The sequence below is a fragment of the Chitinimonas sp. genome (assembly GCF_036568685.1).
Lineage (GTDB): Bacteria > Pseudomonadota > Gammaproteobacteria > Burkholderiales > Chitinimonadaceae > Chitinimonas.
Map to the genome: position 1 here is coordinate 14,175 of NZ_DATCSC010000106.1, position 20,838 is coordinate 35,012.

Annotated in this window: 17 protein-coding genes; 6 read left to right on the forward strand and 11 right to left on the reverse strand. The window is 62.6% G+C overall.

What is annotated here, in order from left to right:
- Positions 1-97: 97 nt before the first annotated feature.
- Positions 98-1,561, reverse strand: a complete 1,464-nt coding sequence (gene guaB, locus VIM95_RS14960) for an IMP dehydrogenase (protein ID WP_331987153.1) — start codon at positions 1,559-1,561, stop codon at positions 98-100.
- 199 nt (positions 1,562-1,760) lie between these two features.
- Here guaB and VIM95_RS14965 point away from each other — a divergent pair, with 199 nt between their 5' ends.
- The 4 genes from VIM95_RS14965 to VIM95_RS14980 are packed head-to-tail and all read left to right on the forward strand — an operon-like array spanning position 1,761 to position 4,547.
- Positions 1,761-2,936 carry a patatin-like phospholipase family protein gene (locus VIM95_RS14965; RefSeq protein ID WP_331987157.1) on the forward strand — a complete coding sequence of 392 codons (1,176 nt, stop codon included), beginning with the start codon at positions 1,761-1,763 and terminating at the stop codon, positions 2,934-2,936.
- A gap of 4 nt (positions 2,937-2,940) precedes the next feature.
- Positions 2,941-3,501 (forward strand): hypothetical protein, encoded by a 561-nt coding sequence (locus VIM95_RS14970; protein ID WP_331987161.1) that lies wholly within the window; start codon positions 2,941-2,943, stop codon positions 3,499-3,501.
- Positions 3,501-4,022: a FlgO family outer membrane protein gene (locus VIM95_RS14975; protein WP_331987164.1), complete on the forward strand. Its 522-nt coding sequence runs from the start codon at positions 3,501-3,503 to the stop codon at positions 4,020-4,022. Before VIM95_RS14970 ends, VIM95_RS14975 begins: the two co-directional genes overlap by 1 nt.
- 27 nt (positions 4,023-4,049) lie before the next feature.
- On the forward strand, positions 4,050-4,547 hold the full coding sequence (locus tag VIM95_RS14980; RefSeq protein ID WP_331987168.1) for a disulfide bond formation protein B: 498 nt from the start codon (positions 4,050-4,052) through the stop codon (positions 4,545-4,547).
- 77 nt (positions 4,548-4,624) lie between these two features.
- On the opposite strand, the gene VIM95_RS14985 is transcribed toward VIM95_RS14980, so the two are convergent.
- Positions 4,625-5,365, reverse strand: coding sequence for a hypothetical protein (locus VIM95_RS14985; RefSeq protein WP_331987170.1), 741 nt, complete (start codon positions 5,363-5,365; stop codon positions 4,625-4,627).
- Positions 5,366-5,383: 18 nt separating this feature from the next.
- Positions 5,384-6,061: a hypothetical protein gene (locus tag VIM95_RS14990; protein ID WP_331987174.1), complete on the reverse strand. Its 678-nt coding sequence runs from the start codon at positions 6,059-6,061 to the stop codon at positions 5,384-5,386.
- An 84-nt stretch (positions 6,062-6,145) separates the two neighbouring features.
- Here VIM95_RS14990 and VIM95_RS14995 point away from each other — a divergent pair, with 84 nt between their 5' ends.
- Positions 6,146-8,074 carry an ATP-binding cassette domain-containing protein gene (locus tag VIM95_RS14995; RefSeq protein ID WP_331987176.1) on the forward strand — a complete coding sequence of 643 codons (1,929 nt, stop codon included), beginning with the start codon at positions 6,146-6,148 and terminating at the stop codon, positions 8,072-8,074.
- Positions 8,061-9,221: an MFS transporter gene (locus VIM95_RS15000; RefSeq protein ID WP_331987180.1), complete on the forward strand. Its 1,161-nt coding sequence runs from the start codon at positions 8,061-8,063 to the stop codon at positions 9,219-9,221. The genes VIM95_RS14995 and VIM95_RS15000 overlap by 14 nt, the downstream gene beginning before the upstream one ends.
- A gap of 63 nt (positions 9,222-9,284) precedes the next feature.
- Here the strand turns inward: VIM95_RS15000 and VIM95_RS15005 are convergent, their stop codons facing one another.
- The 8 genes from VIM95_RS15005 to VIM95_RS15040 form a co-directional block, all read right to left on the reverse strand.
- The gene (locus VIM95_RS15005) at positions 9,285-11,228 is read right to left on the reverse strand and encodes a S9 family peptidase (protein ID WP_331987183.1); all 1,944 of its coding nucleotides are present in this window, start codon (positions 11,226-11,228) and stop codon (positions 9,285-9,287) included.
- A 92-nt stretch (positions 11,229-11,320) separates the two neighbouring features.
- Entirely contained in the window at positions 11,321-12,544 is a 1,224-nt protein-coding gene (locus VIM95_RS15010) for an ABC transporter permease (RefSeq protein WP_331987186.1), read from the reverse strand.
- Positions 12,532-13,227 carry an ABC transporter ATP-binding protein gene (locus VIM95_RS15015; RefSeq protein ID WP_331987190.1) on the reverse strand — a complete coding sequence of 232 codons (696 nt, stop codon included), beginning with the start codon at positions 13,225-13,227 and terminating at the stop codon, positions 12,532-12,534. Before VIM95_RS15015 ends, VIM95_RS15010 begins: the two co-directional genes overlap by 13 nt.
- On the reverse strand, positions 13,224-14,432 hold the full coding sequence (locus tag VIM95_RS15020) for an efflux RND transporter periplasmic adaptor subunit (protein WP_331987193.1): 1,209 nt from the start codon (positions 14,430-14,432) through the stop codon (positions 13,224-13,226). The genes VIM95_RS15015 and VIM95_RS15020 overlap by 4 nt, the downstream gene beginning before the upstream one ends.
- Before the next feature lie 59 nt (positions 14,433-14,491).
- Entirely contained in the window at positions 14,492-15,163 is a 672-nt protein-coding gene (locus VIM95_RS15025; protein ID WP_331987196.1) for a YIP1 family protein, read from the reverse strand.
- Positions 15,164-15,301: 138 nt separating this feature from the next.
- Positions 15,302-18,607: an efflux RND transporter permease subunit gene (locus tag VIM95_RS15030; protein WP_331987199.1), complete on the reverse strand. Its 3,306-nt coding sequence runs from the start codon at positions 18,605-18,607 to the stop codon at positions 15,302-15,304.
- Between the two features lie 127 nt (positions 18,608-18,734).
- The gene (locus VIM95_RS15035) at positions 18,735-19,892 is read right to left on the reverse strand and encodes an efflux RND transporter periplasmic adaptor subunit (protein ID WP_331987202.1); all 1,158 of its coding nucleotides are present in this window, start codon (positions 19,890-19,892) and stop codon (positions 18,735-18,737) included.
- 4 nt (positions 19,893-19,896) lie between these two features.
- Positions 19,897-20,724: a TetR/AcrR family transcriptional regulator gene (locus VIM95_RS15040; RefSeq protein WP_331987205.1), complete on the reverse strand. Its 828-nt coding sequence runs from the start codon at positions 20,722-20,724 to the stop codon at positions 19,897-19,899.
- Positions 20,725-20,838 lie beyond the last annotated feature (114 nt).

Genomic DNA, 20,838 nt, shown 5'->3' on the forward strand with positions numbered 1-20,838 from the left:
ATTGATCGTCCGGCCACCTTAGCAGCGGCCGGGCGCCGTGGACAAGAAAAAGCCCCCGTACCAGGACGGGGGCCTTATGCGTACCTGCCAGCGTGGATCAGTCCACGTGGTAGTTCGGCGCTTCCTTGGTGATCTGCACATCATGCACGTGCGATTCGCGGATGCCGGCAGCGGTGATTTCCACGAACTCGGCCTTCTCGTGCATCTCGGCGATGGTGTTGCAGCCCACATAACCCATGGAGGAGCGCAGGCCGCCCATCAGCTGGTGGATCACCGCGGTCAGCGGGCCCTTGTAGGGCACGCGGCCTTCGATGCCTTCCGGCACGAACTTGTCCGGCTTGCTGGTGCTGTCCTGGAAGTAGCGGTCGCTGGAGCCTTGCTGCATGGCACCGAGCGAGCCCATACCGCGGTAGCTCTTGTAGGAGCGGCCTTGGAACAGCTCGACCTCACCCGGGGCTTCCTCGGTACCGGCAAACAGGCCACCCAGCATCACACAGTGGGCGCCGGCCGCCAGGGCCTTGGAAATATCGCCGGAGAAACGGATACCACCGTCAGCGATCAGCGGTACGCCGGTACCGGCCAATGCATCGGCCACGTTGGCCACGGCCGAGATCTGCGGCACGCCAACACCAGCCACGATACGGGTGGTACAGATGGAACCGGGGCCGATACCGACCTTGACACCATCGGCACCAGCGTCGACCAGCGCGCGGGCGCCAGCGGCGGTGGCGATATTGCCGCCGATCAATTGCACCTGCGGGAAATTCTTCTTCACCCAGCTGATACGGTCCAGCACGCCTTGGCTATGACCGTGCGAGGTATCGACCACCAGCACGTCCACACCGGCTTCGACGAGGCCAGCCACGCGCTCCTCGGTGTCGCCACCGGTACCGACCGCGGCGCCGACCAGGAGGCGGCCCAGGCTGTCCTTGGCGGCATTGGGATGCTCGACCGTCTTGATGATGTCCTTGACCGTGATCAGGCCCTTGAGCTGGAAGGCCTCGTTGACCACCAGCACACGCTCGAGGCGGTGGGCGTGCATCAGTTCGCGGGCTTCCTCGACACTGGCGCCTTCGCGCACGGTCACGAGCTTTTCACGCGGAGTCATGATGCTGGAAACGGGGGCGTCCAGACGGCTCTCGAAACGCAGGTCGCGGTTGGTGACGATGCCAACGACCTGGCCATTGGACTCGACCACCGGCAGGCCGGAGATCTTGTGCTGGCGGGTAAGGGCGATCACGTCACGCACCAGCATGTCGGGCTTGATGGTGACCGGGTCCTTCACTACGCCGGACTCGTAACGCTTGACCTTGGAAACCTCGGCAGCCTGCTGCTTGGGCGACATGTTCTTGTGCACGATGCCGATACCACCTTCCTGGGCCATGGCGATGGCCAGGCGGCCTTCGGTCACGGTGTCCATGGCGGCAGACAGCAGGGGCAGGTTGATGCGCAGGTTGCGGGTCAGCTGGGTGGACAGGCTGACATTACGCGGCATGACGAGGGAATGGGCGGGGACGAGCAGGACGTCGTCGAAGGTCAGCGCTTTTTGAATGACACGCATGGCAAAGTCCTTGGCGGCAAAAATCGATTATACCGTAAAACGTCAAATGCTCCGACAGTGGGGGAAACGCTGCAAGGTATCGGTGCCGTGACTTGCGACACTTTTGCAGCGCCTCCCTCAGCTTTATGCCCGTTCAACACGGCATGCACTATGCTTGAGGAGCAGATGCGAGGCTGTAACCACAATAAATGAGGAGTCCATGCCAGATCCCAAGTCGCCGCTCATCGGCCTGATCATGTCAGGGGGCGGCGCCCGTGCCGCATATCAGGTAGGCGTGCTGCGCGCGATCGCCAAGATGCTGCCGCACGACGCCCCCAATCCTTTCCAGGTCATCTCCGGCACTTCGGCCGGCGGCATCAATGCCGCCTCGCTTGCTTCCGGCAGCATGAATTTCCGCAGGGCGGTGTGCAAGCTTGAGTTCGTCTGGAAAAACCTCTCGGTCGACCAGGTCTATCGCACCGATGTCAGCACCATCCTGAAGTACTTCTTCCACTGGGTCGGCTCGCTGTTTGCCGGTGGCATGGGCAAGCTCAATCCCCGATCTTTTCTCGACAACGCGCCGCTGTCCTCACTCCTGGGACGGCTGATCGACTTCGCCGGCATCCAGCAGGCGATAGACAGCGGCCATCTGCGCGCCCTCAGCATCACGGCTTCCGGTTACAACTCCGGGCAATCGGTGTCCTTTTTCCAAGCCTCGGATGACATCAAAGGCTGGAACCGCGTACAGCGGCTGGGGGCCCGTGCCAAGATCGATCTCAAGCATCTGCTGGCCTCGGCCGCCATCCCCTTTGTCTTCCCGGCGGTGCAGATCAACCGGGAATGGTTCGGTGACGGCTCGGTCCGGCAAGTCGCCCCCATCAGCCCCGCCCTGCACCTGGGCGCCGAAAAGGTGCTGGTCATCGGCGTGTCGCCGGCCCGGGAGGCGCCGACCGAACGGCTGTATGCACCCAACTACCCGACCCTGGCGCAGGTTGCAGGCCACCTGATGAACAGCGTATTCATCGATGGCATGGAGGTTGACCTCGAACGTATCAACCGCGTCAACCGCACGCTCTCCTTTGTCCCCGAGGAGGTAAAGGCCCGCCGCGACGTTCAGTTGCGTGAGGTGGAGATGCTGGTAATCTCGCCCTCAAGACCGCTGGAGCAGATAGCCTCGCGCCATACGGCGCATTTTCCCTGGACCATGCGCTTCGTGCTACGTGGCCTAGGGGCGTTGCGGCGGCAGGGCTCCGTACTGACTTCCTATTTGTTGTTCCACAAGCGCTATGCGCGCGACTTGATCGAACTCGGCTATTCCGACGCCATGCGGCGGCGCGAGGACATCCTGCGCTTTCTCGGCTATGATCCAGCCGCGCTGGCTACCAACGAGGACTGACGCCGTGTTTCGCCGCCTGCTACTGCTGACCTTGCTGCTTACGCTCACCGGCTGCGCCTATCTGCAGCGCATGCGGCAAGAAGCCATCGCCACCAAGGAAACCAGCCAGACCGCTGGCGCTAAACTGCTGCGCGCCCCGGCAGATTGGGGCGATTTGGCGCGCGACGTGGCCTATCGCCTTTCGCAGCGGGCCAGCCAGCTGAGTCTGGGCGATCGCCTGGTCTACGTGGCCGAGCCGGCACAGCCCACACCCTTTGCCCTGGCGTTGCGTCAATACTTGCAGAGCAACCTGAGCGAGCAGGGCGTCGCTGTAGCGCAGCGCCGTAGCGAGACCAGCCTGGTACTGGAAGCCGACGTGCAGTCGGTCAAGCTCGCCAGTGGCCTGCAGATTGTGGTCACCACCGCGCTGGGCAACGGTGCCCGCTACCTGTTCCGCGGTACCGAGGCCTATGCGGTCAACCAGGCTGACGTAAAGCTCTACGACGCCTCACTGCTGCCACCTCCGCCACCGCCCCCCGCGCCGCCCTCCGTGACCAAGCAGATGACTGTGACGGGGAGCCTCTGATGCGGGCCGGTTTGTACGCATTGGCGCTGCTGCTCCTGGCCGGTTGCGCCCACTACCAGTCGGGCGCCAAGAACCCCTTGATCAAGGCCAGCTACGACGCTGCCGACCAGCTGGCGGCGCTGAGCCAGCCTGTGGTGGCCAAGGACGCGCCACTGATCGTGGCCACCTTCGTCAATATCGACCGCCTGACCGAGAGTTCCACCCTGGGCCGGGTATTGGCCGAGCAGGTTGCCGCCCGCTTTACCCAGCAAGGCTACCCGCTGGTCGAGCTCAAGCTGCGTGGCAGCATCTTTGTGCGCGAGGGCAAGGGCGAGCTCCTGCTGTCGCGCGAGGTAAAGGACATCAGCCTTGCCCACAACGTCCAGGCGGTTGTAGTGGGCACCTACGCGGTCACACCGGACAAGATCTTCCTCAATCTCAAGATCGTGCGCCCCACCGACAACCGCGTGTTGTCGGCCCACAATATTGCGCTCGATCTTGATGAAACCACCCAGGCCCTGCTGCTGTCTGAGCCGACCTGACCACTATCTCCTACGCTTGCTATAACCATGAACTGGCTTCTTACCCGCCGCGCGGGCTTTTTCGCGATCGCCCTGGCTTGTGCCGGCATGATGGCATTTGCCCTCTACCTGCAGTACTACAAATACCTCAACCCCTGTCCGCTCTGCATGTTCCAGCGGGTGTTCGTGATCGGCGTGGGGATAGTGGCGCTGCTGGCCGCCCTGCATGGCCCCGGCCAGCGCCGCTACCGCGTCTACGGGCTGCTGACGGCGCTCCTGGGGCTGAGCGGCTTTGCCATCGCCCTGCGCCACACCATCCTGCAGTACTGGCCGCCAGAGCACCTGCCAAGTTGCGGCGCAGGCTTGTTCCAGATGCTGGAGACCTCCTCCTTCGGTAGCGTGGTAGCCGAGGTACTCCGGGGCAGCGGCGAGTGCGCGATCATAGACTGGACCCTGCTGGGTCTCTCGCTGCCGGGCTGGTCCACCTTGGGCTTTGCCTTGCTGACTGGCGCTGCACTGGCACTGGGCCTGAAAGGCAAGCGCTGAGCTGCAGGTCTGGCCTGTCTGACGGCCAAGGGAAAGCAAACAGGGCGCCGTGGCGCCCTGTTTATTTTTGCGGTGCGCTAGGTGGTCATCAAGCCTTGCAGATCTGCGGTACTGATCTGTTTTTGCAGCTTGCTGCTGGCTTCCGGGTCATTGGCCAGAAAGTAGAAGAATTCCCGGGCCAAGCTGACGAATACATGCCAACGCTCCTGCTGTGGGAACAGCAGCAGCACCTGATCAACCCCCTTACGGTAGTTGTCGGTGTTCTGCACCACCTCCCGGGTGGTATAGAGCAGCAATTTGATCAGCAGGCTGCGGGCCTGGATGTTGAGATCTTCGACGCCCGCCTTCTTGAGCTCTTCCTGGTAGCGCGCCAAGCTCTTGAGCTGATGGGTGTGCCGCTCCAGCTGGGCCAGGCTGGCCTGTGACCAAGGGTCGGCGTTCATGCGCCCCACGGCGGCGAGCAGGGTGCCGGCGCTGGCGGTACTCGCCGCAGCTTGGCCGCCACTGACAGGCGGAGAAGCTGGCGGCGGCGCGGCAGGCCGGGGCACCGGGCCGCTGACCGTGTCGGGTGCCTCACCATTCCAATGGGGAAAGAAGTCGCGCAGCATTTCCACGAACTGGGCGTCTTCGGGAAAGTTGCGCAGTGTCATCTCGGCCGCCTTACGGTAGCCAGAACCATCCTGCGGCAAATCACGCAGGGTAGAGAGCAGATGGCGGAGGAAATGCCGGGCCAGCGTGAGCTGTTTATTACTCAGGCCGCGCCGCTTCAGATCATCGAGGTACCGTTCGAGTGCTTGTTCTGGGGAAGGACGGCTCATGGGGCTCTGGAAGTTGGATTAGGCAGCGTGGGCAAGCGAAGTCGGCTCGCCTTGGTTGTAGCCATTCCAGAAATAGAAAAATTCGCGCGCCATTTCAATAAACAAGCGACGGGTATCTTCCTTGGAAAACAATGTCAGCATCGCATCCACCCCCGCCCGGTACGCCAGCGGCGTAGGTTCTGCATGGCGGATGATGTAGAGCAGCAAGGTCAAAAGCCGCTCGCGGATATCCATCACCGCGTCCTCCGCGCCAGATTCCGCCAGCCGTGACAGGTACTCATCGAGACTCGGTTGGCGCTCGCCCGACCAGGGGTCGGCGTCAAGCCGCTGGAACATGTCCACCAGACTGCCGCGCAGATCGACCTGGGTCGTCCCCAGCGACAGCGCATCGGCCGCATTGAGTCGCGCAATCGTCTTCAGATCGCCTATCCAGAACGGGTGGAACTCCCGTGCCGAGGTGATGATCTCAAGCTGCTGGTCGTCAGGAAACTTGTCGACCGTTCCGTCCACCGCCCGCCGATAGCCGGCGTCATCGTCCACCATATGGTTGCCGGACAGGCTCTCCAGGCCGGACAGCAGGTGCCGGAGGATATGCTTGCGGCGCGTGACGATCGCCGTGGCTGCACCCTTGTTCTTCAACAGGTTGAGGTAGGCAGTCAGCGCGGTGTCGGCGTGCTGTGCGTCGAAGGGAGACATGGACGGGTCGGAAAAAGGAACCCGCCAATTCTAGACGATTTCCATGTCTCGGGAACGTGTCCCGCCCTCTGGTAAAATTGCGGGATGATACGTCTCTCCTCCCTTACCCTGCGGCGTGGCACCAAGGTGCTGCTGGACCGTGTAGAGCTGGTGCTGCATCGCGGCCAGCGTGTTGGCATCGTCGGCCCCAATGGCGCCGGCAAATCCAGTTTCTTCAGCCTGCTGCGGGGTGAACTGCACCCTGACGGCGGTGACCTCGATTATCCCGCCAACCTGGTGGTGGCCTCGGTCCGCCAGGAAACCCCGGCGCTGACCTGCAGCGCACTCGACTACGTACTCGATGGCGATGCCGAGCTGCGGCATATCCAGCGACAGCTTGAAAATGCCGACCACGACGGCACCACCTATGCCGAATGGCTGGGGCAGCTTGAGGCGGTCGATGGCTACAGCGCCGACGCGCGCGCCAGCAAGCTCCTGTCCGGTTTGGGCTTTTCGGTGGCCGATATGGCCCGGCCGGTGGCAAGCTTCTCGGGTGGCTGGCGCATGCGCCTCAACCTGGCTCAGGCGCTGATGTGCCGTTCCGACCTGCTGCTGCTTGACGAGCCGACCAACCACCTGGACCTGGACGCCGTGCTCTGGATGGAGAACTGGCTGGCCAGCTACCCAGGCACTTTGCTCCTGATCTCGCACGACCGGGACTTCCTGGATGCAACGGTAAACGCCATCGCCCATCTCGCCAACGGCCAGATCACCGTCTATACCGGCAACTACGCCGACTTCGAGAACCAGAAGGCGGAAAAGCTGGCACAACAGCAGCAGGCCTACGACAAACAGCAACGCGAAGTTGCCCACCTGCAGAAATACATCGATCGCTTCCGCGCCCAGGCCACCAAGGCCCGTCAGGCGCAGTCGCGGATCAAGGCGCTGGAGCGCATGGAACGCATCGCCGCCGCCCATGTCGACTCGCCCTTCGATTTCAGCTTCCGCGAGCCGGTCTCCAGTCCTACCCAGTTGCTGCGGATCGAACACGGTGCCGCCGGCTACGGCGGCAACCGCCTGCTGGATGGCGTGGAGCTGGGTATCGAGGCCGGAGCACGCATCGGCCTCCTGGGTCGCAATGGCGCCGGTAAATCCACCCTGGTCAAGCTGCTGGCGGGCGATCTGCCGCTGGTGGCGGGTGAGCGGGTCGAGGGCAAGGGCCTGGAGATAGGCTACTTCGCCCAGCATCAGCTGGAACATCTACGACTGGACGAGAGCCCCCTCTGGCACCTGCAAAAGCTCAGCCCCAATGTACGCGAGCAGGAATTGCTCAACTTCCTTGGCGGCTTTGACTTCCGTGGCGAGATGGCCCGCAGCCCGGTCGCGCCTTTCTCAGGTGGTGAAAAGGCCCGCCTGGCACTGGCCATGATCGTCTGGCAGCGGCCCAACCTGCTGCTGCTCGACGAACCGACCAACCACCTGGATCTGGAGATGCGCCATGCCTTGACCCTGGCGCTGCAGGACTATGTGGGTGCCATGGTGGTGGTCTCGCACGACCGGCACCTCCTGCGTGCCACCACCGACCGCTTCTGGCTGGTCGAGGATGGCAAGGTCAACCTGTTCGACGGCGATCTGGACGACTACAAGCGCTACCGCGATCAGACCGCTGCCGTAGCGCCCTCCGCCAGCAGCGCCCCGGTCGCAGCCGTTGTTGCCGCAGCACCGGCTGTAGCCGGTGACCGCAAGGAACAGAAGCGCCAGGAAGCTGAAGCCCGCCAAAAACTGGCGGGTCTGCGCAAGCCGCTGGAGAAGGAGCTGGCCAAGGTCGAAGCCCGGTTGTCGGCGCTGACCGAACAAAAGAGCATCCTGACCGCCGAGCTGGCGGATGAAGCCATCTATGCCGATTCGGCCAAGGAGCGGCTCAAACAGGCGATCCGCAAGCAGGCCGATATCGACCTTGAGCTGGCTGAAGTAGAGGCCCGCTGGCTGGAATTGCAGGATCAACTGGAAGCGCTGTCGGATGTCGTCGAATAAAATCGGCACCCCGGTGGTGAGTTCGGGGCGGTTGCTACGGGCAGCCATACCTGCCTTGTTCTTCCTGCTGGGGGTGGTCTACGCCACTTGGGCATCCCGCCTGCCAGCATTGCGCGATGCATTGCAGCTCGACCCGGCCACCCTGGGCACCGTACTGCTGGGCAGCGGGATAGGCGCTGTGTGCTCCTTCCCCATCGCCGCCTGGCTGGTCGGCCATTACGGCGCGCGGCAGGCAGCCTTGCTGTCCGGCATCTGGCTGCTGCTGGTCCTGCCGGTGCTGGCTCTTTTGCCCAACTGGCCGCTTCTGATGTTCGGCTTGTTCTGCCTGGGCGCGGGCACCAGCAGCTTCGACGTTGCCATCAATGCACTCGGTGCCGAGCAGGAACGGGAGGCGGGCCGATCCTTGATGTCCATGCTGCATGCCTGGTTCTGCGTCGGCACCTTCGGTGGGGCGCTGCTGGGCAGTGCCGCCGCGGGGGCGGAACTTGCCCCCTGGCTGCACTTCGTGCTGGTTGCCGTGGTACTGACCGGCGTGCTGCTGGTCGCCTGGAAGATACTGCCTTGCGATGCACCCGACCCGGAGCTGGGACGCAAGCACTTTGCCCTGCCGCACGGCGCGTTGGTCTGGCTGGGCATGATCGCCTTTCTGGGTGCTATCGCCGAGGGCTCGCTGACCAACTGGATCTCGCTCTATATGAGTGACCATCTGCATGCCAGCGAAGCGCTGGCGCCACTGGCCTATGCCGCCTTTGCCGGTGCCATGCTGGTCGCACGCTGGCTGGGTGACGGGCTGAAGGAGCGCTACGGCGCAGCCCGTCTGGTGGCGGGTAGCAGCGTGCTCGCGGTGGTCGGCCTGCTGGTCGCGATCTTCGCCCCCGCCATCGCTGTCGCCGTGCTGGGCTTTGCCCTGGCCGGCCTCGGGGTCGCGGCCGTCTTCCCGGTCATCTTCAGCGCAGCAGGCAGGGAAGGGGCTGCTGCACTAGCCGGCGTCGCCACGCTGGGCTACACCGGTGCACTGATGGGGCCGCCGGTCATGGGCTATATGGTGCATGGCTTTGGCCTGCAGGCCGGGCTGGGCCTGCTCGCGGCCACTTGTCTGGGGGTGGCAGTCGCAGCCTCACGCTCAAGGCTGTTGCGTGAAGCCTGAGCTAGATAACACCAGGAAAAAGGGAGGCCTAAGCCTCCCTTTTTTATACTTACGAGTGAGGTCTTACTTGGTGCCCTTCAGGTAACGCTCGAAGAAGCGCAGCGTGTGGCCATAGGTTGCCACCTGGTTCTCACGCTTTTGTGCACCGTGGCCTTCATCGGCAAAGATGATCAGCTCGGAGGGAATGCCCTTGCGCTGAGCGGCGTCGTACATCTGGATGGCTTCACCCACCGGCACACGCGGGTCGCTGGCACCCTGGATGATCAACAACGGCGATTGCAGCCGGTCGATATAGCTGGTTGCCGAGAGCTTGATCAGCGCTTCTCGGTCCTTGACCGGGTCGCCATACTCGGCTGCCCGGTTGGCACGACGATACGGCGCGGTGTTTTCCAGGAAAGTCAGCAGGTTGGAGATGCCTACATTGGACACGCCCGCGTCGTAAGCGCCGGCAAACATGGTCATGGCCACCAGCACCGAGTAGCCGCCATAGCTGCCGCCAGAGACGCCGATCTTGGGCGCCACGCCATTCTTGCCCCAGTGCTTGCGAATATAGAGTGCGGCGTCTTCGATATCGGTCACCACCTCCAGCCGCTTGGGGCCGTCATCGCTGTGCAGCCAGGCCTTGCCATAGCCATCCGAACCACGCACATTGGGTTGCACAAAGATAAAGCCGGCATCCACGTAAAGCTGTGCCACAGCGGAGAAACCCGCGATGGTCTGGGCCTCGGGCCCACCGTGGAAGTTCACGATAACCGGGCAGGGACCAGGCTCGCACTTGGTGGGACGACGTACGAACATCGGGATGGGGGTGCCGTCTCGGGCCGGATAGGTCTCCAGGCTGGCGACGCTGAACTTGCCGGTATCTGCCTCCGGCGTGGATGGCAGTACCCATTGGGTCAACTTGCCGAGCCTCCAGTCGAAGACAAAGCTGGTACGCGGCATGGTGCCGTTTTCCACCCCCAGGATGACCTTGCCGCCATCCCGGCTGACCGAGCCGACCACCACGTGGTCCATGCCCTTGAAGGCGGGCAGCTTCAGTGGCTTGTAGGACTTGGCGTCCAACGCATAGCTCTTGCTGTAGCCGCCTTCATTGACGGTGTAATAGAGACGCTGCTTGCGCTCATCAAGCTTGTAGCCAGCCACATCCCAGCGCTGCGCCGGCGAGACGGGCTCGAACCTGCCACCCACCAGCCGGTAGATGCGCCGGAATTCATCGAACTTGTTGGTCAGGATCAGCAGTTCCCCCGCATGCGCGCCATAGCTTGCGCGATAGTCTTCGCGCTCGTCCTGGCCCAGGATGGGCTTGAGCTTGCCGTCCTTGGGGTTCCACTCCCAGATCTCAGTAGCGGAGTTGCTGTTTTCCTTCTGCAGCAGCAGGGTCCCGTCGGCGCGGTGGTCGACAATATTCCAGCTGCCTTTGCCGGCGAACAGTTTTTCCTTCTTGCCGCTGGCGATCTCGTAGCGGTAGAAGGTGTAGCTGTCACGCGCTTCATCGTTGCTACGGAAGTAGACATAGCGGCTATCGTCGGTGACGAACTCGGCAATGGTCTGCACGCCCGCAATATGCTGGATGGTCAAGAGCTCGCCACCACGGGCAGGCTGTAGGTAGAGGCCGGGGTTCTCCTCGCCCTTGCGGTCGCGGCTCAGTACCAGCCACTTGCCATCCGGTGTGATCTCGGCCACGCCGGTAGCATCTTCGCCACCGGTCATCTGCACAGGGAAGGCTTGCGGTCCATCCACGCGCCACACCTGCGCAACACCGGTCACCCGCCAACCAAAGTAGAGCGACTTGCCATCCGGGCTCAGCACCCCACCACCCGGCGCACGCAGGTCAAGAATACTCTGCACCTTGCGGCTCAGCTCGGCATCGAGTGGCTTGGCGCGGAATTTCTCCAGGATTTCGGCGCTGACGCTGTCAGCCCCCAAGCCTTTGTAGGCAGGTGCATCGGCCGCGTGCGCGGTAAGGCCGCCGGCAATCAGGGCTGCCAGCAGTATGGGCTTGTTCACGGTTGTTCTCCGTTTCGGGTTGAGGCAACAAGACCTATGATCTTGGCGAGCCAGCCACCGCCTGCGCAGGCAGGGCGGTGGCTGTCGAGTCGCTATTCGTAACGCAAGGCCTCGATGGGATCGAGATTGGCGGCCTTGGATGCCGGCATGATGCCAAACACCACGCCGACCAAGGCGCAGAAGAAAGCAGCACCCAAGGCCACCCAGAAGGGGACCGAAGCCGGCGGGAAGTTCGGGATCAGGGCGGCAATACCATGGCCCAGCAGCACGCCGATGGCGATGCCGATCAAGCCCCCCAGGAGGGAGAGCATGCCGGCCTCCAGCAGGAACTGCACCAGGATGTCCTGCCGGGTGGCGCCCAGGGCCTTGAGGATGCCGATCTCGCGGGTGCGCTCGGTCACGCTGACCAGCATCACGGTCATGATGCCTATGCCACCCACCAGGAGCGAGATGCCCACAATGCCACCGAGCACCAAGGTCGCCATGCCGGTAATCTGGCCGAACTGCTTGGCCAGCTGATCGGCCGACTCGACCTCGAAGTCGTCGTCCTTGCCCGCCCGTATCTTGTGCGCGGAACGTATGGCCCGGTTTACCCGCTCCTTGACCTGGTCCACCTCGTCCATGGCCGATACGGTGAAGTGCGCCTCATACATCAGGCGCCGGTTCTGCCCTTGCACCGCCCGGCCTACGTCAAAGGGCATGATCAGGTAGTTATCTTGCGAGAGCCCAAAGATCTCACCACGCTTTTCCATCATGCCGATGATCTTGAACCACTCGGTCCCGACCTGGATGAACTCGCCGACCGGATTTTGCGGCAGCTTGAGGTCATCGCGCAGCTTGGGGCCGATCACCGCTACCCGGCGGCGGCCTTGATCGTCGCCTTCGACGATAAAGCGGCCTACCTCGGGGAAGCGGTGCTCGACGAAGGTGTAGTCGGCTGAAGTGGCGAACACCTGGGGCGAGCTGCTCTTGCCCTTGTAGCGCACGGCCCCGCCATAGGCGACCTGCATGACCGGCGCCACATGGCTGATGCCCTCCACCCGATAGCGCAAGAGGTCGAGGTCGGTCAGCTGCAAGCGATTGATATTGCCGCTATTGAAGTTGTCAAAGTTGTTGCTGGCCTTGAGCGTCAGGGCGGTACCGCCCAGGTCGGCAAACTGCGCCTTGATGGAGTCCGAAAAACCCTGCATCAGCGCCACCACGGCCACCACCGAAGCGGTACCGATCATGATGCCCAGGGTGGTCAGGAAGCTGCGCAGACGGTGGGCGATCAGATTGAGCCAGGCCGCCCGCAGCGATTCGATCAGGAGATACATGCTTTGCGCTCCTGTCTGAGGTCGGAATCGATCTTGCCATCCACCAGCCGGATCACTCGTGCCGCATGGGCTGCGATATCGGCCTCATGGGTGACGAGGATCACGGTCTGGCCATCGGAATGCAGGGCGTCAAACAGTGCCATGATCTCTTCCGAAGTGCGGGAGTCGAGGTTACCGGTCGGCTCATCCGCCAGCAGGATGGACGGCCGGCCGACCAGGGCACGCGCCACTGCCACCCGTTGCCGCTGGCCGCCGGAAAGCTGGTTGGGCAGATGCTTGAGCTTTTGCCCCAGACCCACGCGCTGCAGTGCGTCGGTCGCCAGGCGTTCACGCTCGGCAGGGGAGAGGCCACGGTAAACCAACGGCTGCGCCACATTGTTCAGCACATTGAGGCGAGGCAGGAGATGGAAACTCTGGAAGACGAAACCGATCTCCTTGTTGCGGATGCCGGCGAGGGCGTCATCTCCCAGCGTGGCCACATCCTGTCCGTTCAGATGGTAGTGCCCCTCGGTAGGGGTATCGAGACAGCCCAGGATATTCATCAGCGAGGACTTGCCCGAGCCGGACGGCCCGGTCAGCGCCACGTATTCATTGCGCTCGACATGCAGGTCCACACCCGCCAGGGCATTGAACTCCTCGTCACCCATCCGGTAGCGTTTGACGATGCCGGAGAGTGTGATCATTCCTTGTCACCCTTGGCCGGTTTCTTGTCCTTGTCTTCTGCCGGGCGCTGGCTCAGCTTGTCGCCAGCCTTGATCTCACGCAGGGAGCGGCTCGGACCGGTGACGATGCTGTCGCCCGCCTTGGCGCCCTTGACGATCTCTTGCCATTTGTCATCGGACAGGCCCAGTTCGACCTCCACTTTTTCAGCCTTGCCCTCACGCGCCAGGATCAGATAGCGCTTGGTCTGCTTGCCGTCCTTGTCTTCGCTCAGGATGGCCTCGACCGGTGCGGCCAGCCGCTTCTTACCGTCGCTGAGATAGATCTCGGCCCGGCAGCTCATGCCAGAACGTAGTTTTTGTTCGCCGATGTCAGCCAGGGCAACTGTCACCTTGTAGGCGCGCGCCTGGTTCTCGACCGTGGGCGCCAAGGCTACCTTTTCGACCGTGCCCTTGAGTGGCTTGTCCTGGTAGGCCGCGGCGTAGATATCCACCACTTGGCCCATGCCGATACGGGCAATGTCGCCTTCGTCGACCTTGAGCTCAGCCTTGATGGCCGAGGTGTCGGCAATGGTCATCAGCTGCGCGCCGGCGAGACTCATGGTGGAGGGAATGGCGGTTTCGCCCACCTTGATCGGCAGGGCCACAACCCGGCCTGTCACCGGCGCCTTTACCTCGGTCTTGCTGAGCTGGTCGCGCGCCTCGGCCAAGATGGCACTGGCACGCCGCAGGGCCTCTTCGCTGGACTTCAGCTCGACCTCGGCCAGCTCCAGCTGGTTGCGGTCTTCATCGTACTTGGAGTGGTCGATCATGCCGGCCTTGTAGAGCTTATCGGTCCGGTCGAACTGCTTGCGACGCAGCTCCAGTGCTACCTTCTGGCGATCGATGCCGATGCGGTTCTGGCGCTGTCCAGCCTCCTCGCGCTCGATGGCATTGCGGTAGCTCTCCGGGTCCAGGCGCAGCAATACCTGGCCCTTCTGCACATCATCGCCCTCGGCCACCAGGATCTCCTTGACCTTGGCCGTCACCTCGGCAGTCAGCGCGACCTCGGTACGGAAGGCGAGGGTGCCGGAGGCCAAAATGGTCGGGCGGATCTCCTGGCTGGCCAAGGGCGCCATATCGACCGGTTTGCCCTGGCCGGCACTGCGGGCCTTGAGCGTCAGAGGCACGATGATGACCAGGATGATGGCGATTAGACCCAGCCACTTCTTCTTGAACGGCAAGTGCATGGAAGTTCCGATGTAAGAATGAGATAGGCCGCCACGCAAGGCGTGGCGGCAACAAGCAATTAGTGCGTGGCAGCGATGACCGCGGCCCAGATGCCATAGATCACCACGCTGGGCAGGGCGGCCACGGTGATGGCCTGGCCCCAGCCCTTGCCACTCCAGTTACGCCAGCCGATGGCAGCAAGACCGATGCTCCAGAGATTGAGCAGGTCAAAGGAACTCAACCAGCCCTTCCAGGGATGGTCCAGCGGCAAGCTGCTCAGCAGCGGGTCAAGATGGGTAAGGCTGATATCGCCAGGTGCTGTCTGCGGCGACATGATGATGGCTTGAATCAGGGCAACCAGCAGCGAAAGCAGCGCCGGCATGGCAGCCCAGGCGGTGAAGCTCAGCCATTGGCCATAACGGGCCTCAACGCCGCAAATCTTGCCGGCCAGCTTGTAGTAGAGCGCGCTGATCAGGTAGATCACCACCAGGAACAGCGGACCACCAATCAGCGAACCCCACTTCAATACGCCGACATTCATGCTCTTGCGTATTGCTTCCTGCTTGGCGGGGGTACCAGCGGTGCTGGCGAAGTGATCGATCAACCAGCTGGCGTCCACGCGCTGGTAGTAGGTGAGCCATACGGCCATCAGCGCCACAATGGTCAGCACCAGCGGCAGGATGAAGTTCGATTTGAGCTTGAGCTCTCCGAACAAGCGGTTCGGCTCGGTATACACGGTCAACAATTGCATGGCGGCCTCTATTCCCTTTGTGTTGGTTTTCTTAGCGTTCCAAAAAACAAACAGAACGGCCGGCATGGTAACGAGCACCAGGCCGGCCGTATAAGGTCATGCGACGAACTACGGCTTTTCGTTGCCGAACAGCGACGTTCAGCGGCCGGTACCGGGTTCCGGCGCACTCTCCAACCCGGCGGGCAGGCCATGCACGGCCTCGCCCTTGGGCTTGAAGAAGTGCAGCAGCCAGGCGGTCAGGTCGTCGAGGTAGGTGAACACCACCGGCACCACCACCAGGGTCAGGAGGGTGGAGGTGATCACCCCGCCGATGATGGCGTGCGCCATGGGTGCCCGTGACTCCGCCCCTTCACCCAGCGCCAGGGCCAGCGGCAGCATGCCGCCTATCATGGCGAAGGTGGTCATCAGGATGGGGCGCAAGCGCACCCGACCAGCCTCGACCATGGCATCAAAGCGGTTCATGCCCTCGGCCCGCAGTCGGTTCACAAAGTCGATCAGCAGAATCGCGTTCTTGGTCACCAAGCCCATCAACATGATGATGCCGATGATGGAGAAGAGGTTGAGTGTGCTGCGCCAGGCCATCAGCGCCAGGAACACACCCAGGAGACTCAGTGGCAAGGAGGTCATGATGGCGAAGGGCTGCAGCACACTGCCGAACTGCGAAGCCAGCACCAGATAGATGAAGACCATGCCGATCAGCATCGCAATGCCAGCAAAGCCCGCCGACTCGGTCATGAACTCATTGTCACCTTCCTGCACCTGGCGGTAGCCCGGCGGCATCTGGATGCCCTCCAGCATCTTCTTGATCTCGGGCTGCACCGACCCCACCGGCACGCCATCCACATCCGCATTGATGGTCACGTTGCGGTAGGAATCGCGACGCTTGATCAGGGTGGAGGTACCGCTGTCCTTCACCGTAGCCACCTGGCCCAGCGGCACCATGGCGTATTGGCCGGTACGCGGGTCGATGTCGTGGCTGGCGATGGGCAGGTCAGCCAGGTCCTCGGCGATACGCCGGTTGGACTTGGGCAGACGCAGGATCACGTCGTAGTTCTCGCCATCCGGGGCCTTCCAGGTAGTGATTTCGTCACCGGCGATCAGCGGACGCAGTGCCTGACCGATCTGCCCCACGGAGAGACCGACCTTGCCGGCCATCTCTCGGTTGACTTCGATATCCACTGAGGGCTTGGCAGCGCGCAGCGAGGTCTGCACCTCGGTCACGTGCGGGATGCGCTTGAGACGCTCGGCAATGGTCTCGGCAATACGCTTGAGTTCATCCAGATCCTTGCCCTGCACCTGGATTGCGATCGCACCGCCATCTCCACCGCCGCCACCCTGGCCGCGCACGTTGCGTACCTCGATACCGGCAATCTTCTCGATACGGGCACGGATCAACTTGACCAGCTCTTCCTGGCCACGGCTGCGCTTCTTCTTGTCGACCAGCTTGATGGTGACATTGGTGATGTGCTTGGAGTCCGCATCCACTGTCGAGTAGACCTCGTCGATCTCCTTGAACTCATGCAGCGCCGCCTCAACCTGCTTGACCTTTACCTCGGTGTATTCGATGGCCGTGCCTATGGGGGTACGGAAGTCGATATAGATGCGACCCACGTCAGCCTTGGGAATGAACTCGGTGCCCACCCCGCCCATGGCCGGGATAGCCAGCGCCAACACGAAGGACAGGATGCCGGCGAGCACCACCAGGAAGCGATGCGACCAGGTCGGGTTGCCCTTGAAGCCGGACATGATCCAGGCACGGGCACGCGGACGGGTGAATACGGCCAGGATGGTGATGGGGAGGAACACCACCGCCAAGGCGAACACCACCCACTTGTTCATATTGAGGCGCTTCTCTTCCAGCACCCAGGCGATCACCCGGCCATAGAAGGCCGAGACGCGATCCAGCCAGCGCTCGAAGGCGTCCAGGATGCGGCCGAAGATGCCGCCGTGGCGGGCACCGTGGATATGCGGGTCATGCCAGACCGAGCTCAGCATCGGGTCCAGGGTGAAGGACACGAACATCGAGATCAGCACCGAGGCACAGACCGCGATACCGAACTGGTAGAAGAACTTGCCGATAATGCCGCCCATAAAGCCCACTGGCATGAACACTGCCACAATGGTCAGCGTAGTAGCCAGCACGGCAAGACCGATCTCTTGCGTTCCATCCATGGCCGCCTGGTAATGACCCTTGCCCATTTCCACATGGCGCACAATGTTCTCGCGCACCACGATGGCATCGTCCACCAAGAGGCCGATACAGAGCGACAGGGCCATCAGGGTCATCACGTTGAGGGTGAAGCCGAAGGCCTGCAGCACAAAGAAGGTACCGATCAGCGCCACTGGCAGGGTGAGGCCGGTGATCACCGTGGAACGCCAAGAGCCCAGGAACAGCCAGACGATCAGGATGGTCAGTGCGGCGCCTTCCAATAGGGTGGCGCGTACATCGGACAGCGAGTTGCGTATGCCCTTGGAGGAATCGTTGACCACGGCCAGATTGAGACCGTCTTCCGACATCTCCTTGTCGAGCTTCTTGACCATCTCCTTGACCGCGTCGGTCACCTCGATGGTGTTGGAGCCATCGACCTTGCGGATATCCAGCGAAATCGCCCGCTTGCCGTTCACGCGCGACAAAGACTGCTGCTCATCCTCGCCATCGAACACCTGGGCCACCTGACCCAGGCTGATCACCTGGCCGTTGCTGCGGGTAACGATGATATGGCGGAAGTCCTCTACGTCCTTGATACGGCCCTTGACCTGCACGATGCGCTCGGTCTTGTCGAACTCGATATTCCCTACCGGCACTTCCTGGTTTTCGCTACGCAGCGCAGAGATGACCTGATCCGCACCCACGCCAAAGGCACGCATCCGGGCGGGGTCGAGCTGCACGCGTACCTGCCGCTCCACGCCACCGACGATGGTGGCGCTGGCCACGCCCTTGAGAGTCTGGAACTGGCGCCGTACGGTCTGGTCGGCGATCACGGTCAGCTGGCGGGCCGACAGCTTGTCGCTGGTCAGCGCCACAGAGATGGTCGGCCGGTCGTCGTTACGCGCCTGGATGATCTGCGGTTCCTTGATTTCCTTGCGGAACTCGACCTTGGCCTCGTCGACCTTGACGCGCACATCGCGCAAGGCCTTTTCGGTGTCCATGCTCAGCTCGAACTCTGCCACCACGACCGATTGGCCGTTGTAGGAGTCGGACGAGACATGCTTGAGCCCGGAAAGACCGGTGATCTTTTCCTCGATGGGGCGGGAGATCTCGTTCTCAACGATCTCCGGCGAGGCGCCGGGATAGGCCGTGACCACCACCACGAAGGGGAATTTCACGTCCGGCATTTCCTCGACCGGCAGACGCCAATAGGCAGCCAGGCCGAGCACCACCAGCGCCACCATAAGCATGGTGGCGAAGATGGGGTTCTTGATGCTGATTCGGGTGAACCACATGGTCATTCCCTCAGACGAAGTTATGCAGAGACAGGCGGCATTTAGCGCCAGCTGTCTGTTTTCTAAAGCCTGCCGGCAAACCGGCCGTCAACACGCGGTGAGGCGCATCAACGGCTGGCCACCAGGATCAGGACTTGTTCGCTTCCGGCAGCTTGACCGACTGACCAGGCTTGATGTTCTCGATCTTGGCGATCACCACCTTGGTACCTGGCTGCGCACCGCTCTCGATCACCGCATGCTTGCTCAGCTCGTTCAACAGACCGAGCTTGACTGGCCGCCGCACCGCCTTGCCGTTTTCCACAGCCAGCACATAGGGCGCTGCCGTACCTAGGTCGCGGATCGCGCCGAAGGGCAGGGTGGCGGCATGGTCGGCCCGTGCGATCGCCAATTGCCCTTGGGCGAACATGCCGCCCTTGAGCGCACCGTCCGGGTTCTTCAGGCGTACATAGACCGGCACCATGCGCGATGCGCTGTCGGCCACCGGGGCAATACGCTCGACCCGGCCCTTCATTTCGCGGCCAGTGAAGCCTTCGATAGTCAGGGTCACTTCCTGCCCGACTTTCACAGCAGCGAGGCCATTGACCGGCACGGCAGCCTCGAACTCCAGCTCGCTCAGGTCCACCACGCTGAAGAGGCGCTGGTTCATGGCTACCCGACTACCCGGTTCGACCTTGCGCTCAGAGACGATGCCGCTGAAGGTCGCACGGATGATGCTGTTGTGCATGGCCTTCTGCGCCATGGCGAGCTGGGCTTGGTCGGCACGGTATTGTGCGGCGGCAACGGCCAGGCTGTTCTCGGTGGCGTCATTGCTGTTGGGCGAGATAAAGCCTTGCTTCAACAGGTTCGCACTGCGGTCGCGGTTCTTCTCCGCCAATTGCATCTCGGCGCGGGAACGCTCCAGGTTGGCTTGGCGGGTGGCCAGCAGATGGCCAAGGTCGCTGGTCTCGAAGCGGCCCAGCGTCTGGCCGGCCTTGACCACCTCACCGGGTCGCACCAGCACTTCCGACACCACGCCCTCGACTTCGGCATTGATGGCGGTCTGCCGCACGGCGCTCAGGGTGCCCGACAGGGCCAGTGGTTGGATCAGGCTGCCATCGGTCACGGTTGCGATGTCGGACGCGGCCAGCTCCAGGACGACGGCGGGCTTCTTGTCCTTGTCGCCGGCTTTTTCCTTTTCATTGGCGGCCTGGCCGGATTGGCTGGCGACGATACCGCCCAGGGCCAGCGCAGCGCAGACGCTGACAACCACGGTACGGCGATTGAAACGGGAGCGGAGGGCTTGCATGGCTTTACTCCTTCGTTGATTCGGGGGATTGGGGAGCCAGTCCTTGCCACAGCATGTCGACGATGCGCGGCATCAGGCTATCGAGCTGGATACGTTCGGGGTTGATGAGCCAGGAAAGGATCAAGCCGTCCATCAGGGCACTCCAGAAGACGGCAAGCAGCTCCGGGTCGGCCGGTGGCTGTTGGCCACGCAGCTGGTGTTGGTGGGTGATCAGACCGGCGGACATGCGCCAGGAATCCTGATAAGCACTGGAGAGCCGGTTGCGCACTTCCGGGTCGCGGGCTTGGCCCATGAACTCGAGGAACAGGCGAGGCCAGTCCGGATCATGCTTGACCCGCTCGAGCACACCGGCCAGCAGCTCCTTCATGCTATCTTTCGGGTCCACATGGGCAGACTCCCGGGCCAATGCCTCCGGCAGGTGCTGGTCGTATTCTTGTTGGAAGCGGCTATCGAGCAAGGCAAAGAAGAGATCGTTCTTGCTCTTGAAGTGCCAGTAGACTGCGCCCTTGGTCAGCCCGGCGTCGGCCGCCACCTCGTCGAGCGAGGCGCCCTGGTAGCTCTTCTGGGCGAAGACCCGCGCAGCCGACTCCAGAATGCGGTCACGGGTGTCCAGCGGTTGCGGGGCATCTCCATCCAGCAGGCTGGCGAAATCCTCACGCGGGCCAAGTAGCCGCTTGACGGTCTGCCAGGGCAGGCCAGTCTCGGCAGCGATCTCGCCATAGTTCACGTCCGCGGCAGCCTTGCCGCTGCTGAGCAGGCGCAAGGCCTGGATCGCGCGCTGGCGGGCTTCGTGGATATCAAGTTCGGCAGTGTGGTTGGCGGAACGATTCAAGGCCGCGTACTCCAAATAAGCATACTCGTCGGTATTTTATGTCCCTGGTTTCGACTATGTAAAGCGCCACACGTTTGTGCTGCCTCGCTCTGGGCCACCGCCTATAGTTCTGGA